The organism is Cupriavidus pauculus, assembly GCF_022179805.1.
Classification (GTDB): domain Bacteria; phylum Pseudomonadota; class Gammaproteobacteria; order Burkholderiales; family Burkholderiaceae; genus Cupriavidus; species Cupriavidus pauculus_E.
The window spans coordinates 23,113-39,826 of record NZ_BPUO01000010.1 but is presented as its reverse complement, the minus strand read 5'-3'; the positions used below and the strand labels follow the sequence as shown (position 1 = coordinate 39,826).

The 16,714-nt window shown below is 67.7% G+C and carries 16 protein-coding genes; 7 read left to right on the top strand and 9 right to left on the bottom strand.

Annotated features, from left to right (window positions below):
• The first annotated feature begins 2 nt into the window (after window positions 1-2).
• Window positions 3-1,988 (top strand): hydantoinase B/oxoprolinase family protein, encoded by a 1,986-nt coding sequence (locus MFF62_RS20655; protein WP_238264995.1) that lies wholly within the window; start codon window positions 3-5, stop codon window positions 1,986-1,988.
• 9 nt (window positions 1,989-1,997) lie between these two features.
• The gene (locus tag MFF62_RS20650) at window positions 1,998-2,990 is read left to right on the top strand and encodes a Bug family tripartite tricarboxylate transporter substrate binding protein (protein WP_238264994.1); all 993 of its coding nucleotides are present in this window, start codon (window positions 1,998-2,000) and stop codon (window positions 2,988-2,990) included.
• A 39-nt stretch (window positions 2,991-3,029) separates the two neighbouring features.
• On the opposite strand, the gene MFF62_RS20645 is transcribed toward MFF62_RS20650, so the two are convergent.
• From MFF62_RS20645 to MFF62_RS20610, 8 genes are all read right to left on the bottom strand, one after another.
• Window positions 3,030-3,626 (bottom strand): PPC domain-containing DNA-binding protein, encoded by a 597-nt coding sequence (locus MFF62_RS20645; protein WP_238264993.1) that lies wholly within the window; start codon window positions 3,624-3,626, stop codon window positions 3,030-3,032.
• Between the two features lie 46 nt (window positions 3,627-3,672).
• Window positions 3,673-4,950, bottom strand: a complete 1,278-nt coding sequence (locus MFF62_RS20640; RefSeq protein WP_238264992.1) for a TRAP transporter large permease — start codon at window positions 4,948-4,950, stop codon at window positions 3,673-3,675.
• Window positions 4,951-4,981: 31 nt separating this feature from the next.
• Window positions 4,982-5,482, bottom strand: a complete 501-nt coding sequence (locus tag MFF62_RS20635; protein WP_238264991.1) for a TRAP transporter small permease — start codon at window positions 5,480-5,482, stop codon at window positions 4,982-4,984.
• Complete coding sequence (locus tag MFF62_RS20630; RefSeq protein WP_238264990.1) at window positions 5,479-6,456, bottom strand: amidohydrolase family protein; 978 nt, start codon at window positions 6,454-6,456, stop codon at window positions 5,479-5,481. The genes MFF62_RS20635 and MFF62_RS20630 overlap by 4 nt, the downstream gene beginning before the upstream one ends.
• Window positions 6,457-6,488: 32 nt before the next feature.
• Window positions 6,489-7,475: a DctP family TRAP transporter solute-binding subunit gene (locus tag MFF62_RS20625; protein WP_238264989.1), complete on the bottom strand. Its 987-nt coding sequence runs from the start codon at window positions 7,473-7,475 to the stop codon at window positions 6,489-6,491.
• A gap of 98 nt (window positions 7,476-7,573) precedes the next feature.
• A complete protein-coding gene (locus tag MFF62_RS20620) occupies window positions 7,574-8,776 on the bottom strand; it encodes a fumarylacetoacetate hydrolase family protein (RefSeq protein WP_238264988.1) in 1,203 nt (400 codons plus the stop codon).
• 10 nt (window positions 8,777-8,786) lie between these two features.
• Complete coding sequence (locus MFF62_RS20615) at window positions 8,787-9,761, bottom strand: Bug family tripartite tricarboxylate transporter substrate binding protein (RefSeq protein WP_238264987.1); 975 nt, start codon at window positions 9,759-9,761, stop codon at window positions 8,787-8,789.
• Window positions 9,762-9,820: 59 nt separating this feature from the next.
• Window positions 9,821-10,960, bottom strand: a complete 1,140-nt coding sequence (locus tag MFF62_RS20610) for an iron-containing alcohol dehydrogenase (protein WP_238264986.1) — start codon at window positions 10,958-10,960, stop codon at window positions 9,821-9,823.
• A gap of 277 nt (window positions 10,961-11,237) precedes the next feature.
• On the opposite strand from MFF62_RS20610, the gene MFF62_RS20605 reads away from it, so the two are divergent.
• From MFF62_RS20605 to MFF62_RS20585, 5 genes are read left to right on the top strand one after another with little or no spacing between them, the layout of a single operon-like run.
• On the top strand, window positions 11,238-12,017 hold the full coding sequence (locus MFF62_RS20605) for an enoyl-CoA hydratase/isomerase family protein (protein ID WP_238264985.1): 780 nt from the start codon (window positions 11,238-11,240) through the stop codon (window positions 12,015-12,017).
• A 51-nt stretch (window positions 12,018-12,068) separates the two neighbouring features.
• A complete protein-coding gene (locus tag MFF62_RS20600) occupies window positions 12,069-13,301 on the top strand; it encodes a CaiB/BaiF CoA transferase family protein (RefSeq protein WP_238264984.1) in 1,233 nt (410 codons plus the stop codon).
• Between the two features lie 53 nt (window positions 13,302-13,354).
• On the top strand, window positions 13,355-14,341 hold the full coding sequence (locus MFF62_RS20595) for a tripartite tricarboxylate transporter substrate binding protein (RefSeq protein WP_238264983.1): 987 nt from the start codon (window positions 13,355-13,357) through the stop codon (window positions 14,339-14,341).
• Window positions 14,338-15,258, top strand: coding sequence for an amidohydrolase family protein (locus tag MFF62_RS20590; protein WP_238264982.1), 921 nt, complete (start codon window positions 14,338-14,340; stop codon window positions 15,256-15,258). The genes MFF62_RS20595 and MFF62_RS20590 overlap by 4 nt, the downstream gene beginning before the upstream one ends.
• Window positions 15,259-15,272: 14 nt before the next feature.
• Entirely contained in the window at window positions 15,273-15,704 is a 432-nt protein-coding gene (locus MFF62_RS20585; protein WP_238264981.1) for a thioesterase family protein, read from the top strand.
• On the opposite strand, the gene MFF62_RS20580 is transcribed toward MFF62_RS20585, so the two are convergent.
• Complete coding sequence (locus MFF62_RS20580; RefSeq protein ID WP_238264980.1) at window positions 15,679-16,626, bottom strand: transcriptional regulator GcvA; 948 nt, start codon at window positions 16,624-16,626, stop codon at window positions 15,679-15,681. The genes MFF62_RS20585 and MFF62_RS20580 overlap by 26 nt on opposite strands.
• Window positions 16,627-16,714 lie beyond the last annotated feature (88 nt).

Here is a 16,714-nt window from a genome sequence, read left to right as displayed (position 1 = left end):
CGATGAAACTCAATCGAGCAACGCTACAGATTCTGGCCGACTACTGCGCGGCCGCGACCGAGGTGATGGCCTATACGGTGATGCGCACCGCCCACTCGTCGTTCGTGAAGGAAACCGAGGACTTCACCACGCAACTGGTAACGCCGCAAGGTACCACGTTTGCCTCGCCCAAGGGCTTGGGCGCGACGTGGTACACCGGTATCGACTATTCGGGCGTGCTGCCGCTGGTGCAGGACTACCGCGAGGGCGACATCTGCATCACGAACGATCCGTACAGCGGCTTCGTGGCCACGCATACGCCGGACATCCACATGTGGAAGCCGGTCTTCCACGAGGGCGAGCTGGTCTGCTTCGTGGCCGGCCACGTCCACAATACCGATGTCGGCGGCGCGGTGCCTGCATCGCTGTCGCGATCGCTGAACGAGGTGCATCAGGAAGGCATTCGCATTCCGCCGGTCAAGATCGTCGAAGGCGGCGCGTTCAACGACGACGTGCTGAACATCCTGCTGCTCAACGTGCGTACCCCGGACCAGAACTGGGGCGATCTCAAGGCGCATATCGCGGCCATGAACTCCGGCGAGCGCCGTATCCAGGAAATCATCCGCCGTTTCGGGATCGACGTGTTCAAGGCGGCCCAGCAGGAACTGCTCGACTACGCGGAACGCCAGGCGCGTGAAGTGGTGCGCGGCATTCCCGACGGCGAGTACTTCTTTGCCGACTACGCCGACGAGGACTCGGTCAATGGTTATCCGTGCCGCGTGGCCTGCACGCTGCGCATCCAGGGCGACGACCTGATCATGGACTTCACCGGCAGCGACCCGCAACTGGCGTCGTCGCTGAACATGCCCACAGGCGGCCACGAGCGGCACGCGCTGGTGACGCCCGCGCTGATCTACGTGCTGGCCACGCTCAATCCCCATCTGGTGCTCAACGCCGGGACGTCGCGTGTGGCGCGCGCCATCCTGCCCAAGGGCACGGTGATGAATGCCGAGGCGCCGGCGGCCTGCGGCATGCGCAGCCTGACCGTGGCCGTGTCGCAGCTTGCCGTGCTGGGCGCGTTCCAGCAGGCGCTGCCTACCCAGCTGGCGGCGGCGCCAGCGGGCAGCGCATCGCTCATGAACGTCAAGACCAACGACCGTCGCGGCCGCCTGATCATGGCCTCGATCGGGCCGATCAGCGGCGGGGGCGGCGGCTCGGTGTCGGACGATGGTGCGGAAGGCAGCGGCGGCAACCGGTCGTTCCTGAAGAACACGCCGGTCGAGATGATCGAGACCGAAGTGCCCATCAAGATCATGAAGTACGGCCTGGTGCGGGACTCCGGCGGTGCTGGCCGGTATCGCGGCGGGCTTGGCATGGTGATGGAATTCAAGGTCTTCTCGCCGAACTCGGTGGTGACGGCGCGCAATCGCAACCGCACCCGGTTCAGCACCTGGGGCGTGCTCGGCGGCAAGGCGGGCGGGAATTCGCAGTTCCTGCGCAACCCGGGCCAGGACAACGAGGTGGATCTGGTCAACTCCGACGTCGTGCATTGCAACCCGGGCGACGTGCTGCGCATCATTGGCCCCGGCGGTGGCGGCTATGGCGATCCGTTCGAGCGCTGCGCCCACATGGTGGCGCGCGACGTGGCGGCCGGCTTCGTGAGCCGTGAGGCGGCGCGCGACGTCTACGGCGTGGTGCTGTCGGACGAGCTTTCCGTCAACGAGGGTGCGACGCGCGAACTGCGCGGTATGCGCCCGCTGTGGAAGGATGGACCGCACTTCAGCTACGGCGATAAGCGCGACGCGTTCGAGGCGGTCTGGTCCCGCAGCCGCTACGACGCGCTGACACGGATCCTGGCGCAGGTACCGGTGACCTGGCGGCACTACGTCAAGAACTCGATCTTCAGCGCCATCGGCGAGACCGTGGGGGACGGCGGCGCGGATGTCGTCAATGCGGCCTACGCCGACCTGGCCAGCCGCCATGCGGACCTGCCGACCCTGGCGTTCTAGGAGCGTGCCGTGAGCCAGCATCGTCGAACATTCATCAAGCAGCTTGCGGGGCTGGGCGGGGCGGCCGTCCTGCCAAAGCTCGGCTGGGCGGAACGGCCCGGCGAGTACCCTGCGGAGCCCGTGAGCGTCGTCATACCGTTCACGGCCGGGGGCAGCACCGACTACATGGGGCGGCTGATCATGTCGGACGTGGGTTCCCGGTTTGGCGGCAAGTTCATTCCGGAGAACAAGCCCGGCGCCAGCGGCAGCATCGGCACGGCGGGGGTGCTGCGTGCACGGCCGGACGGCCACACGCTGCTGTACAGCACGGCAGCGTTCCTGACCAACCTGCTGTTGTACAAGAACCTGCCGTACGATCCGCTTGCCGACTTCCAGCCCATCGCGCGCACCGTGCAGTTGCCGCTGGTGCTGACCGTGAGCAAGGATCTGGGCGTCAACAGCATGAAGGAGCTGGTCGACTACCTCAAGCGCAACCAGCAGTCGGCGTCGTACGGCACCTACGGCATCGGTACGTCGTCGCATGTGGCGGCATCGATCTTCCTGAAGAAGGTCGGGCTGCCCGCCATCGTCCATGTGCCCTACAAGGACAACCGCATCACGAGCGACCTCGTGGTCGGGCGCCTGACGTTCATGTTCGAGGCCTGGTCGGTGGCCGCACCCATGGTGCAGGCCGGCCGCGCGGTGGTGCTGGGCGTCACGAGCGACCAGCCGCTACCGTTCGCGCCGCAGTTGCCCACCATCGCGAGCTTTATCCGGGAGAAGTACGACGTGGTGTCGTGGCATGCGCTGTTCGCCCGCAAGGGCACGCCCGACGATATCCTGACGCTGCTGCACAAGGAGGTGAACCAGTCGATTGCCAAGGATCGCATCCAGAAATCGGTCAACGACATGGGCTTTCTCAAGTTCGCCCCGTCGCCGCGCACGGCCATGCCATCGTTCCTGAACGATGAACTGGTCCGTTGGCGAGGGCTGATGACCGAGGCAGGGGTGCCTTTGGTGTGAAAGAACGGCGCGGATCTCCGCGCCGTTCTTGTACTGCACCTATTCCCGCGACAACTGCAAGACGTTGGCGCCGATCAGCGGATCGATGGCGCGCTCAAGCTGCTGGCCGTGCACGGCGATGGTCACTTCGAGCGACCCCGTGCCCACTTCCATCGCCAGGATGTGGCCGCCGTAGGTGTCGAACTTGCCGTCGCCGGCCACGCCGTGGATATGGACCGATGGCTTGCCTTCCTTCCAGGCCACGCTGCCGACCACGCTGGCCATTTCCACGTCGCGATAGGTCTTGGGATTGAACTGCTGCTTGCCGGCGTCCCAGAAGCCGAAGGTCACGTTGGCGAAGCCGATGGCCGAGAGGCTTGCGCTTGGAATCTTTTCGCATTCGGCAAAGGCGGCCAGACGGTCCAGCACGTTGTCGCCCATGCGCAGCACCAGCAGGTAGCCGGTGGGCGTCTTGATATAGCGCCGCACGCTCGGGTAGTTCTTGTTCTCGGGCTCCACGCGCAGCATGCCGTTGCAGCCGGTCGGTGTCGCTGCCTGGGCCTGGGCCCTTGCCGGTTGAACGACGGCGAGAGCGGTTGTTGCGGCCATGGCCAGCATGGCGGATGCCAGCCATGAGCGGGCAGGGGTGGTGTGCATGTCTATCTCCTCGTTGTAATGGTCGGGTCTTGTGAAGGGGAAAGGCTCAGTGCAGCCAGGCGGCTGGCACCAGGATCAGTTGCGGGAACAGCACGAACAGGAACATCAGCGCGGTCAGGCTGAGCAGGAAGGGCCAGACTCCGCCGATCACGCTGTCGAGGCTGCAATGCGAGGTGCCGGCCACCACGTTCAGGACGGTGCCGACCGGCGGCGTCAGCAGGCCGATGGCGTTGTTGAGCACGAACATCACGCCGAAGTAGACCGGATCGATGCCCGCCTTGGTGATCACCGGCATCAGGATCGGCGTCATGATCAGCACCGTGGGCATCAGGTCCAGCGCCGTGCCCACCACGATCACCAGCAGCATGATGATGAACATCAGCAGGATCTTGTTGCCGATGAACGGCTCGAGCAGCGCGGTCACCTGCGCGGGGATGTTGGCGATGGTGATCAGCCACGCGGAGACCAGCGCGCAGGCCACCAGGAACAGCACTGTGCTCGATGTCTTGGCCGCCGTGACGATCAGGTCGGGAATCTTGCGCATTGACAGTTCGCCGTAGACCAGGCGGCCCACCACCATCGCATACACCACGGCCACCACGGCAGCCTCCGTCGGCGTGAAGGCGCCAATCTTCATGCCGCCGATGATGACCACCGGCAGAACCAGCGCCCAGATGCCCTCGCGCAGCGCGCGCAGCAGCTTGCGCGCCGAGAACGGCTCCACGGGGGCCAGGTCCTCCTTGCGGGCGCAGACGTACCAGGTGGCGGCCAGGGTCAGGGCCATCATGGCGCCCGGTGCAATGCCGGCCAGGAACAGCTTGGTGATCGAGATCTGCGCCACCACGCCGAACACGACGATGGCGATGGAGGGCGGAATCACGGGCGCGATGATGCCGCCAGCCGCGATCAGTCCCGCCGCGCGCGGCACGTTGTAGCCGGCATTGCGCATCATCGGGATCAGCAGCGCAGCCACGGCGGCGGTATCGGCCACCGCCGACCCCGAGATGCTGGCCACGACCGTGGCCGCGATGATCGCGACGTAGCCCAGGCCACCACGCACGTGGCCCACGGCGGCGTCGGCCACCCGGACGATGCGCCGCGACAGGCCGCCCGCATTCATCAGCTCGCCGGCCAGCATGAAGAACGGCACGGCCATCAGCGGATAGTTGTTGACGCCCTCGAGCATCGTCTGGGCCAGGATCTGCGTATCGAAGTTGCCCAGGTGCAGCATCAACGCCACGCCCGAGGCCAGCAGGGCAAAGGCAATGGGCATGCCGAGGCCCATGGCTCCCAGCAGGGAGCCGACAAAGACAAAAATGGTCATGATTCCTACTCCGTCCTGACATTTCTTGCGGTCATTCGCCGCTGGTGCCTGACTGCGGTACCAGTTCGCCCAGCGCCATGCGGCCACTGACCAGCCGCCAGAGCGACCACGCGAGCATCGCCGCCATGCCAGCGCCGCAGAGCAGCAGGCACGCGTAGACCAGGCCGAGCGGCACCCCGGTCACCGGCGCGCGGTCGTCCATGCCGATCTCCACGATCTGCCACGCGCCATGGGTGAGTAGCAGGCAGCAGCCGAGCGCGCCGGCATCGGCCAGCAGGCGGCACACGCGCTGGGCGCCGGGGCCAAGGCGCGCGACGACGGTGTTCATGCCCAGGTGCGCGCGGTCGTGCATGACCAGCAGCGCGCCCAGCAGCGTGAGCCACATGAACAGGAAGCGCGAGGCTTCCTCGGAAAACGCGATGCCGGTGTTGAACACGTAGCGCAGCACCACGTTGCCGAAGACGAGCCCGATCATGGCGATCATCAGGACGACCATCGCGCCATGGGCGATACGAAGGGTGAGGCGGGTCATGCTTGTACTCCTGTTGAAGCGGCCGATGGCTGGCCGGCACCTGCGTGCGGCACCGTGCCATCGAGCGTGATGCGATAGAACGCTAGAGCGTTGTCGCGCCAGATGCCGCGTGCCTGGCCGGCGTCGAGGCCTGCCATGGCGTCGGTCATGGTGTCGACGATCTCGGCCGCGCTGGCGCGCAGCCCCGATACCGGCAAGTTGCTGGCGAACATGCAGCGCGCGGCGCCGAAGGTGTCGATGGCATGCCGGATCACGTCCACATTGCTGGCGCGCTGCCACGGCGCGCCGGGCAGGCCAAACTCCGACAGCTTCACGTGGACGTCGGGCAGGCTGGCCAGCGCGCGCATGCCGCGCTGCCATCGCGCCAGGCCGGTCTCCGAGCGGTCCCACGGCAGCCCGGCGTGTTCCACCGCAACGCGCAGGCCCGGCACAGTGGCGATCAGCTCGGCGGCTTCCTCCAGGTGCCAGTACGGCACGCGCAGGTCCCACGCCAGTCCGTTCGCGGCCAGCGCATCGAGCCCGGCCCGCCAGCGCGGGTCCTGCAGCGTGCCCGGCTGGTGCCGCACGTCGTGCGTGGCATCGTTGGCGATGCGCGGCTTGCAGCGCACGCCGCGCACCAGCGGGTAGCGCAGTTGCGCGCGCAGGTGAGTGGCGTGGTCGACGTCCAGCAGGTCGACGTGCGCCACCACGGCGTTCGGGAAACCGTGCCGGGCGCGGTGGTCGTGGAGCCAGGCCGTCTCCGCCAGCGACTCCGCGCGGTCGCGCTCGGCTTCCACATGGACCGTGCCGTCCACGCGGATGCCCGGCCAGTGGGACAGATAGGCGTCCGCGCCGCAGTCGCGTTGAAGGGCCGCGTAGTCGCCCAGGAAGAAGGCCTGCGGGTCGTAGCGGTCCTGCAGCCACGGATAGCGGCCGGCACCGAGGTGCCACAGGTGATGATGGGCGTCGACGATGGCGTCGGGGCGGTTTGTCATGGCGTCACGCGCTTTGGGGGATGCGGCGTCCATCAGCGCTGCGTCTCGATGGCGCGCAGGATGGCGCCGCCCGCGTCGCCGTTCTTCTGCACGAAGAGCTGGCGGGTTTCCTCGCGTACTACCTTGCGGATGCTGTCGTTGTCGGGGTGCTCGTTGACCTGCACGCCCTTGGCGCGCAACTGGGCGATGGCCGCGCGCTCGTTGTCGGCATTGAGCTTGCGCTGGTAGGTGGCGGCCGCGGCGGCCTCTTCCAGCAGCACCTTCTGGTACTCGGGCTTGAGCGATTCGAACTTCGCCTTGTTCATCAGCACCACCAGCGCGGTGTAGGCATGGCGCGTCAGCGACACGTACTTCTGCACCTCGTAGAGCTTGGCCGACACCATCAGCGTGGGCGGATTCTCCTGGCCGTCGACGGCCCCCGACTCCAGCGCGCCGAACACCTCGGCGAATGGCATCGGCTGCGGGCTGGCCCCCAGTAGCTGGAACGCCTTGATATGTGACGGATTCGGCGTGGTGCGGATCTTCAGGCCGCGGATGTCCTCGGCGCGCTGGACGGGCCGCTTGTTGTTGCCCAGGCTGCGGAAGCCGATCTCCCAGAACGCGAGGCCCTTGATGCGGTGCGCGCCAAGTTCGTCCAGCAAGGAGCGGCCGACGGCGCCGTCCAGCACCCGGTAGGCGCTCGGTCCGTCCTCGAACTGGTAGGGCAGGTCCAGTACGTTGAGGCGGGGTGCCAGGCCGGTGACGAACGGGTTGCCGGTGGCGCCGATGTCGATGGTGCCGCTGCGCACGCCGGTCACCAGCGAGGTGTCGTTGCCGAGCTGGCTGTTGGCAAAGACCTGGATTTCGACGGCGCCGCCGGTACGCGCCTTTACCTTCTCGCTGAACGAGAGCGCGGCAAGATGCTGGGAATCGGTCTCGGGCACCGTATGTGCAAAGCGCAGCTTGACGGTCTGGGCGCCCGCCGCGCTGGCGATGGACAAAAGCGCGGCCAGCACGATATGCGAGATAGCGTGTTTCATGGTGGTTGTCTCCTGGGGTGATGAAGGGCGCCGCCACCTCGGTGGTATGGTTGGATGGCGGTCGCCGACGGGGCCATGCGGCCCCTTTGCCAGCGTTGTCAGGGCGGCGGATGCAGCAGGCCGCGCCGGGCAAGGTTGTGCATGAGGGCGCCGAGGCCGAAGGTCCACGGCGGCAGGGTGGTGCAGTCCTGCACCCAGTTCACGAGGCCGCCCAGTTGCGCCGCGCGGATGGCCACGCGGTCTTGCTGGTGATGGGTGAAGCCGGCGCCGGGCTCGTCGCGGTCCTCGATCGGCGCGAACAGCGTGCCGCAGAACAGCATCATTCCATCGGGGTACTGGTGGTGCGCGCCCATGGCGTGGGTGACCAGTTCCTGCGGAGAGCGGCTGATCTGGCGCATCGTGCTGTGGCCGTCCATCACAAAGCCGTCCTCTCCTTCCACGGTCAGCGTGATGTCCGTGGCGGCGATCTCGTCGATGCCGAAGTGGGCGTCGCAGAGCCGGATCCACGGCCCCACGCTGCACGAAGCGTTGTTGTCCTTGGCCTTGCCGAGCAACAGGGCACTGCGCCCCTCGAAGTCGCGCAGGTTCACGTCATTGCCCAGCGCCGCGCCGACGATCCGGCTGTCTGGCGCTACGGCCAGCACGACCTCGGGCTCGGGGTTGTTCCAGGTGGAGCGTGGATGGATGCCGACGCCCACGCCGGTGCCCACCGACGCCAGCGGCGCCGCCTTGGTGAAGATCTCGGCATCGGGCCCGAGGCCCACTTCCAGGTACTGCGACCACAGCCCCTGGGCGAGCAGCACCTGCTTGATGCGCAGCGCCTCGGGCGAGCCGGGGCGCACGTCGGACAACTTGTCGCCAAGAATCCCGGCCAGCGACGCCCGTACGGCGGCGGCGCCCGCCGCGTCGCCACGGGTGCGTTCCTCGATCACGCGTTCGAGCATGCTCGCGGCAAATGTGACGCCAGCCGCCTTGACCACCTGCAGGTCGTTCGGCGCCAGCAGGTGCCGGTGCGCGGGGTCGGGCCCATGCACGCAGGTATCGTCGAGCCAGCCCTGCAGCGCGCCAAGCGACGGCCCCTCGGCCGCCGCCACCCGCGCGGCGCAGTCGGGCAGTGCCAGCAGGCCGGCCATGGTGGGCGCGATGGTGCTGATGTCGACTAGCTCGCCCTGGCGGACCGTGACCAGCGTCGGGCCGCCCAGGTTGCCGGGTACCCACGCACGGCCAATCAGCAGCGCGCGGTCGGCATCGACTGGCAGCGATTCTTCGACGGTGATGCGTCGGGGGATGGTGGTAGCCATGGTCATACCGTCATACCTTTACGTTGGCTTCCTTGACGATGCGTGCCCATTTGACGCATTCGGCGTTGATGAACTCGCCGAAGTGGGCCGCACTGCCACCGCCGTCCTCGGCGCCGAAGCCGGCCAGCCGCTGGGCGACGTCGGGCATCGCCATCACGCGGTTCATATCGGTGTTCATCCTGGCCACCAGCGCCGCGGGCATCCGTGCCGGGCCTACCAGCCCGTACCACGTGCCTGCGTCAAAACCCGGGAATCCGGACTCGGCCAGGGTGGGCACGTCGGGAAAGCTGGCCGCGCGGTGCAGGCGCGTCTGGGCGATGGCCACGGCCTTGCCGCCTCGGATCTGCGGCGTGGCCGACGTCATGGTCTCGAAGCTGAAGTCGATCTGCCCGCCGACCAGGTCGGTCAGCATCGGCGCCGAGCCGCGATAGGGCACGTGCAGCGCGTCCACGCCGGCACGCAGCTTGAACATCTCCAGGGCCAGGTGCTGCGCGGCGCCGGTGCCGGAGGATCCGAACGTGATCTTGCCCGGCTGGCTGCGGCACAGCGCCACCACGTCCTGCACCGTGCGGGCGGGCCCGCCGGCGCGGCAGATCAGCAGGTTGGGCGTGACCCCGACCAGCATCAGCGGCGTGAAGTCCTTTTCCACCGAATAGCTGATCTTCGGATAGAGGCTCGGCGCGATCGCATGGTTGCTGATGTTGGTCATCAGCAGCGTGGTGCCGTCGGCGGGTTGGCGCACGGTGTACTCGGCCGCCACCACGCCGGCCGCGCCGGGGCGGTTCTCGACGATCACGGAGGTGCGCCATAGCGCGGACAGCTTCTCGGCCAGCACCCGCGCCATCACGTCGGTGCCGCCGCCGGGCGGAAAGCCGACGATGATGCGGATCGGTCCCGACGGAAGCGCCTGGGCGTGGACCCACGGCGTGGCCAAGGGGGTGGCCAACAGCGCGGCGCCCGCGCCGATAAAGGTACGACGTTGCATGGCGGTCTCCTGTTTCTTTTTGTCGATGTGGTGCTGTGTGGCGCGGCCGGCGGCCGGCGTCAGAGCGATGCCGTCAGCATTTCCATGTAGTCGCTTTCGCTGGCGATGCGCGGGTTGGTCTTGTGGCAGTGGTCGGCCATCGCATAGGCAATCACGCGCGGGAACAGCGCCGGGTCCACGCCCATCTGCGCCAGTCCGGTGGGCAGGCCAAGGCGCTGGTTCTTTTCCACGATGGCCGCCCCGACGTCATCGCCACTGCCCAGGCCCATCGCCTGGGCCATTCGCGCCAGGCGGTCTTCGTCGCGCACCGAGGGTGCCTGCGCGTTGAAGCGGATCACGGCAGGCAGCAACACGGCGTTGAGCGTGCCGTGATGCAGGGTCGGCATCAGGCCGCCCAGCGCATGGCTCAGGCTGTGCACGCAGCCCAGTCCCTTCTGGAAGGCCAGTGCGCCCTGCATGGAGGCGCTCATCATCGCCAGCCGCGCGTCGCGGTTCTGCGGCTCGCGCTGCGCCAGTTCGATGTGCTGCCAGCCGCGCCGCAGGCCGTCGAGCGCAATGCCGTCCGCCGGCGGATTGAACGCCGGGGCCATGAAGGTTTCCATGCAATGCGCGATGGCATCCATGCCGGTGGCGGCGGTCAGGCCGGGCGGCAGGCCCAGCGTCAGCTCGGGGTCGCAGATCGCCACGCGCGGCACGATGTGCGGGGACAGCACGCCAACCTTGCGGCCGTCGTCGAGGATCAGCACGGCGCCCCGGCCCACTTCGCTGCCGGTGCCGGCCGTGGTGGGGATGGCGATGACCGGCGCCGTGGCGGCCGTGATGCGGGCCACACCGCCTTCCACGGCCGCGAACTGGCGCAGCGGGCCTTCGTGCGTGGCGCAGACGGCCACGCCCTTGGCCAGGTCGATGGGCGAGCCGCCGCCGATGGCGATGATGCCGTCGCAGCGGTAGTCGCGATATAGCGCCACGGCCTCGCGCATGGCCCGCTCGGTCGGGTTCGACGGCGTGCCGTCGTAGATCACGGCTTCCATGCCCGGGGCAAGCTGTTCCAGCACGCACTGGGCGATCCCAGCCGCCTTGACGCCTGCATCGGTGACCACCAGGGGCCGCGTGATGCCGATGCGCTCGCATTCCTGCGGAAGCAGCTTGATGGCGCCAAAGTCGATCTGGATCTGGGTGATGTACTGAATCAGCGGCATGGCGTCTCCTGATGGTTGCTCGCGACCGTGCTGCGGTGCGGCAATCCGGGTTGTCGAATTGGGGCTGGAATGGTGTCGAAGTCTAGGAACAAGGCCGGGTGCGGACAACGTGGATTTACTTGAAGCGGCTCCAAGAAAAACTCACAACGCCATGGGCCTAGATTTTCTTGAAAGCCGGTCGAGTTTTTCTCGTTTTGCCGCGCGCGGCGGCGCCCCTAGACTGCAAGCCAGCACGCCGGCCACGGCTTGCTGCACACCCTCACACCAACGAGAAACCATGAGACAGCCGATCCTGATCGAACGCGATGGCCAGATCGCCACCGTCACGCTGAACAACCCCGAGAAGCTCAACGCGCTGGACCTGTCGATGTGGCAGGGCCTGACCGATGCCATGACCACGCTGTCGGCTGACGACGCCGTGCGCTGCGTCGTCCTGCGTGGCGCCGGGGACAAGGCGTTCGCCGCCGGCGCCGATATCGAGGAATTCCGCACGCGGCGCTTTACCGCGGCGCAGGCGCGTGACTATGGCCAGATCACCCACGCCACGATGCGTGCCATTGCCGATTGCCGGCATCCCACGCTGGCGCTGATCCAAGGCGCATGCGTGGGCGGCGGCCTGGAGATCGCGTCGATGTGCGACATGCGGATCTGCGGCCAGTCGAGCCGCTTTGGCGTGCCGGTCAACCGGCTGGGACTGGTCATGTCGTATGGCGAGCTGGGCGGCCTGATGGCGCTGGCGGGCCCGGCCGCCGCCCTGGAGATCGTGCTGGAAGGCCGCGTGTTCGGTGCCGCCGAGGCGCGCGAGATGCGCCTGGTCAACCGTGTGGTGGCCGACGCCGACGTACCCGAGGAAGCCTACGCCACGGCCCGGCGCATCGCCCAGGGCGCACCGCTGGTGGCGCGCTGGCACAAGCGGTTTGCGCGCCGGCTGCAGGAATCGGCGCCGCTGCGTGCCGACGAGGAGGACGAGGCCTACGCATGCTTCGACACCGAGGATTTCCGCATCGGCTTTGACGCGTTCGTGTCGAAGTCGCGCCCGCAGTTCGTGGGGCGCTAGGCGCCGCCCGCTCAGCTATTCCGTCTTACATCCATCCGCAAGGTGCATTTCATGAATTTGCCGTTATCGAACATCAAGGTCCTGGACGTCAGCCAGATCATGGCCGGTCCGTTTTGCTGCATGTTGCTGGGTGACATGGGCGCCGACGTCATCAAGGTGGAAACGCCGGGCGTGGGCGACCAGACCCGCAAGGCCATGGGCTTCCGGCTCAAGGGCGATGACAGCGGCGGCTTTCTGGCGCTGAACCGCAACAAGCGCAGCGTCGAGATCGACCTCAAGAACCCCGCCGGCCTGGAAGCGTTCTACGAACTGGTGCGGGGCGCCGACGTGCTGGTCGAGAACAACCGGCCTGGCGTGGCGGCGCGGCTCAAGATCGACCATGCCACGCTTAGCGCGATCAATCCGCGCTTGGTCTACGCCAGCATCTCGGGGTTCGGGCAGACGGGCCCGTGGTCGGGCCGTCCCGGCCTGGACCTGATCGCGCAGGCGATGTCGGGCGTGATGAGCGTCATGGGCCATCCCGACGCGCCGCCGGTGAAGTCCAGCGTGCCGATTGCCGACCTTGGGGCCGGCCTGTTCACGGCCTACGGCATCCTCAGCGCGCTGATGGGCCGTGCGCAGTCCGGGCAGGGGCAGTACGTCGACGCGTCGCTGTTCGAGACCGCGTTGGGGCTTTCGGTCTGGGAGTCGGCCGAATACTGGGGCACCGGCGCCGTGCCGGTGCCGATCGGCAGCGCCAATCGCATGAGCGCGCCGTACCAGGCCGTGCGCGCCGCCGACCGCCATTTCGTGATCGGGGCTGCGAATCCGAAGCTGTGGAAGGCGCTGTGCGAGGTGATCGGGCGTCCCGAGCTGGTGGACGATCCGCGTTTTGTCGACAACGCGGCCCGCATCCGGCACCGTGACGTCTTGATAAGCGAAATCGAGGCCGAGTTCGCACGCCGGCCCGCCGACGAATGGGTCGATGCGCTGCTGGCGGCGGGCGTACCGGCAGGGCCGATCGCCACGTACGACGAGGCGCTGGTGTGCGAGCAGGCCGTGGCGCGTAACATGGTGCTCGACATCGAGCACCCGGTGGAGGGCGCGACCAAGGCACTAGGCTTTCCCGTGAAGCTCTGGGGCACGCCGCAGCAGGTGCGCTATCCGGCGCCACTGCTGGGGCAGCATACCGACGAGGTGCTGGCCGAGTTCGGCATCGATGCCGCCGCCGTGGCGCGGCTGCGCGAGCAGGGCGCCTTTGGCGCGCAGGACGCGGTGCAGCCGCCGGCGCGCAAGACAGCTTGAATACCGAGCGGGCCCAGACCCGCCGGGACCACAAAATCCATCAGGAGACAGGGATGACACCCGTACACACTTCACGCCGGCACCTCGTGCTCGGCGCCCTGGCGCTGGCCGCGCTGGGCTGCAATCTGCCCGCGTTCGCGGAAACCTATCCAAGCCGCCGCATCGAACTGATCGTGCCATGGCAGGCCGGCGGCGGTGCCGATGTGGTGGCCCGCGCGCTGGCGGCAGCGGCCGCCAAGCACCTGCCGCAACCGCTCGTCGTCATGAACAAGCCCGGCGCCACGGGCGCGGTGGGCTTGGGCGAGGTGGTCCATGCCAAGCCGGACGGCTACAAGCTCGTGCTGTCGTCCAGCGAGCTGACGTTCCTGAACGCGCTGGGGTTGGCCAAGTTTACCTATCAGGACCTGGTGCCCATCGCCCGCCTGAACGCCGACCCGGCTGCCGTGGTGGTGCGCGCCGATGCGCCGTGGGCCACGCTGGAGCAGTTCCTGGCCGATGCCCGCAAGCCCGGCGCCAATATCCGGGTTGGCACGGCCGGGCAGGGCTCGGCGTGGCACATGGCTTCGGCGGCGCTGGCCGAGAAGACCGGTGCGCGGTTCAATGACATTCCGTATGCCGGCGGCGCACCGGCCACGCTGGCGCTGCTGGGCGGCCATATCGACGCGGTCACCGTGAGCACGGCCGAGGTGGCCACCCATGTGGAGGCGGGCAAGCTCAAGGTGCTGGCGGTCATGGCGGATCGCCGCGTGGCCGGCTTCGAGAACGTGCCGACGCTGAAGGAACGCAATATCGACCTGTCGATGGGCATCTGGCGCGGCATCTCGGCGCCCAAGGGCACGCCGCCCGAAGTGATTGCCGTGCTGAAGACGGCGATCGCCAAATCGGTCCAGGAGCCCATCATGCGCCAGACGCTGGAGAAGCTGCATTTCAGCACCGACACCTACGCCGACGACGCGACGCTGCAGGCCGAGATGGCACGGGAGGCGGTGCAGTTCCGGCCGCTGGCGCAACGCATCGCCGCCCAGCAGAACGCAAGATGAACGCTTCCGCCGAAAGCGCCGCGCCGTTCATCGACGCCCACCAGCACTTCTGGGATCTGGCGCGCCATCCGTATCCCTGGCTGCAGGGCGAGACGGTGCCCAACTTCCGGTATGGCGACTACAGCGCGTTGCGGCGCAACTACCTGCCCGCCGACTATGCGCGCGATACGGCGGAATGTGCGCCCGTGAAGACCGTGCATATCGAGGCGGAATGGGCGCGCGAAAATCCGGTCGACGAGACCGCCTGGATCGACGCGCTGGCCGAGGCCCATGGCCGGCCCACGGTCATCGTCGGGCATGCTCAGCTTGACCGTGGCGACGTGGAAGCCGTGTTGGCGGGCCATGCGGCGTATGGCCGGATGCGCGGCATCCGCAACAAGCCGGCCACGGCGGCGCGGCGCGAGGACGCGCGCCGTGGCCAGCCGGGTTCGATGGACGACGAGCGGTGGCGGCGCGGCTATGCGCTGCTGGGCCGCCACGGCATGTCGTTTGACCTGCAGGCGCCGTGGTGGCATCTGGACCAGGCGGCCGACCTGGCGCGCGATTTTCCGCAGACCCAGCTTGTGCTGAACCACACCGGGCTGCCGGCGGACCGCAGCGCGGCCGGGCTGGACGGCTGGCGCCGCGCCATGGAACGGTTGGCGCGCGAGCCCAACGTCGCGGTGAAGGTCTCGGGGCTGGGTCTGCCCGGTCGGCCCTGGACCGAGGCCGACAACGTGCCGGTGATCCGCGACGCCATTGCCATCGTCGGCGCGGATCGCTGCATGTTCGCCAGCAACTATCCGGTGGACAGCCTCGTGGCGCCGTACGCCACCATCCTGGCGGGCTTCATCGCCGCCATTTCGATCTATCCCCAGGCGCAGCAGTGCGCGCTGTTGCATGACAACGCCGCGCGCATCTACCGGCTGCCCGATTGAACGGACAAACATTCATGGAAAACGACATCAAGGTGGGTGCACGGTGCATCCGCAAGCTGGAAGTCGACCGTGCGCGCACGATCGACTTCCTGGGCGAGGACCTGCGCATTTATGCGACACCGGAACTGGTGCGCGACATCGAGCAGACCTGCCTGGACTTCCTGCAGGATCACGTGACACCGGGGCAGAGCTCGGTGGGCACCGAGGTATCGGTCGCCCATGCAGGGGCGACGCCGCTGGGCGGGGAAGTGCGGATCGAGGTGGAGGTGGCGGCCGTGGACGGCCGCAGCGTGACCTTCAACGTGGCCGCCCACGACGCCGTGGAGACCGTGTGCACCGGCATCCATCGCCGCTTCGTGGTCGACGTGGAGCGGCTCAAGTCGCGCGTGCGCAAGAAGGCCGAGGCCGCAGCTTCGGCCGCTACAGCCGCACCGGCAGTTCGCTGACCGGCCCCGCCGGTTGCCGCAGCGCCGCGGTTTCGCCGCAGATCCAGTCGGCGAAGCTGCGGATGCGCGGATCGTCCAGCCGTTCGCGCGGAAAGACGATGAAGTACGAGAACTCCACCGGCAGCCGGATCGACTCGAACAGCCTGACCAGCCGGCCTTCCTCAAGGTCCTGCTCGATCCAGTTCTTCTTGACAAGCGCCACGCCCAGCCCGCTGATGGCGGCGTTGATGACCAGGTGGCTCGGCCAGAACGACGGGCCACGGCTGGCGTCGACATTGGTGACGCCAGCATGTTCGAGCCACATCGCCCAGTCGGGGTTGCTCACATCGGTGTAGGTACTGTCGTCGTGCAGCAGCGTGTGGTGCTGCAGGTCGGACGGCTGGTTCAGCGGCGCGGCGCCCTGCAGCAGCGTGGGGCTGCAGACCGGGATCACCTCGACCGGCAGGCACAGCCTCGAATACAGGCCGGGATAGTCGCCCCGGCCGTAGCGGATGGCCAGGTCGAAGTCGTCGCGCTCGAAGTCGATGCGATGGTTCGAGGTGGAAACCTTGAGGTCGATCTCGGGATGGGCCTGCATGAAGCGGTCCATGCGCGGAATCAGCCATTTGACCGCGAACGTCGGCGGCATGTTGACTTTCAGTGCGGGGCGGTCCTTGCTGTGCAGGCGATGCGTGGCGTCGGCCAGTTGCTTGAAGGCGAGCTGCACGGCCGGAAGGTAGGCGGTGCCGGCCGGCGTCAGCACCAGCGCCTTGGCCTCGCGGATGAACAGTTGCACGCCCAGGTTCTCTTCGAGCGTCTTGACCTGGTGGCTGACCGCCGAGGGCGTGACAAACAGTTCCTCGGCGGCCCGGGTGAAGCTGAGGTGCCGCGCGGCCACCTCGAACGCCCGGAGCGGATTCAGGGGAGGGATCGATCTGGACATGGTCTCGCGTTCGTGTCGGGTCGCAACACCGCTGCGTCTTGCCCGCCGTCACATGGCGCCTGTCACGGGATCCGGCCGGGCTGGATGC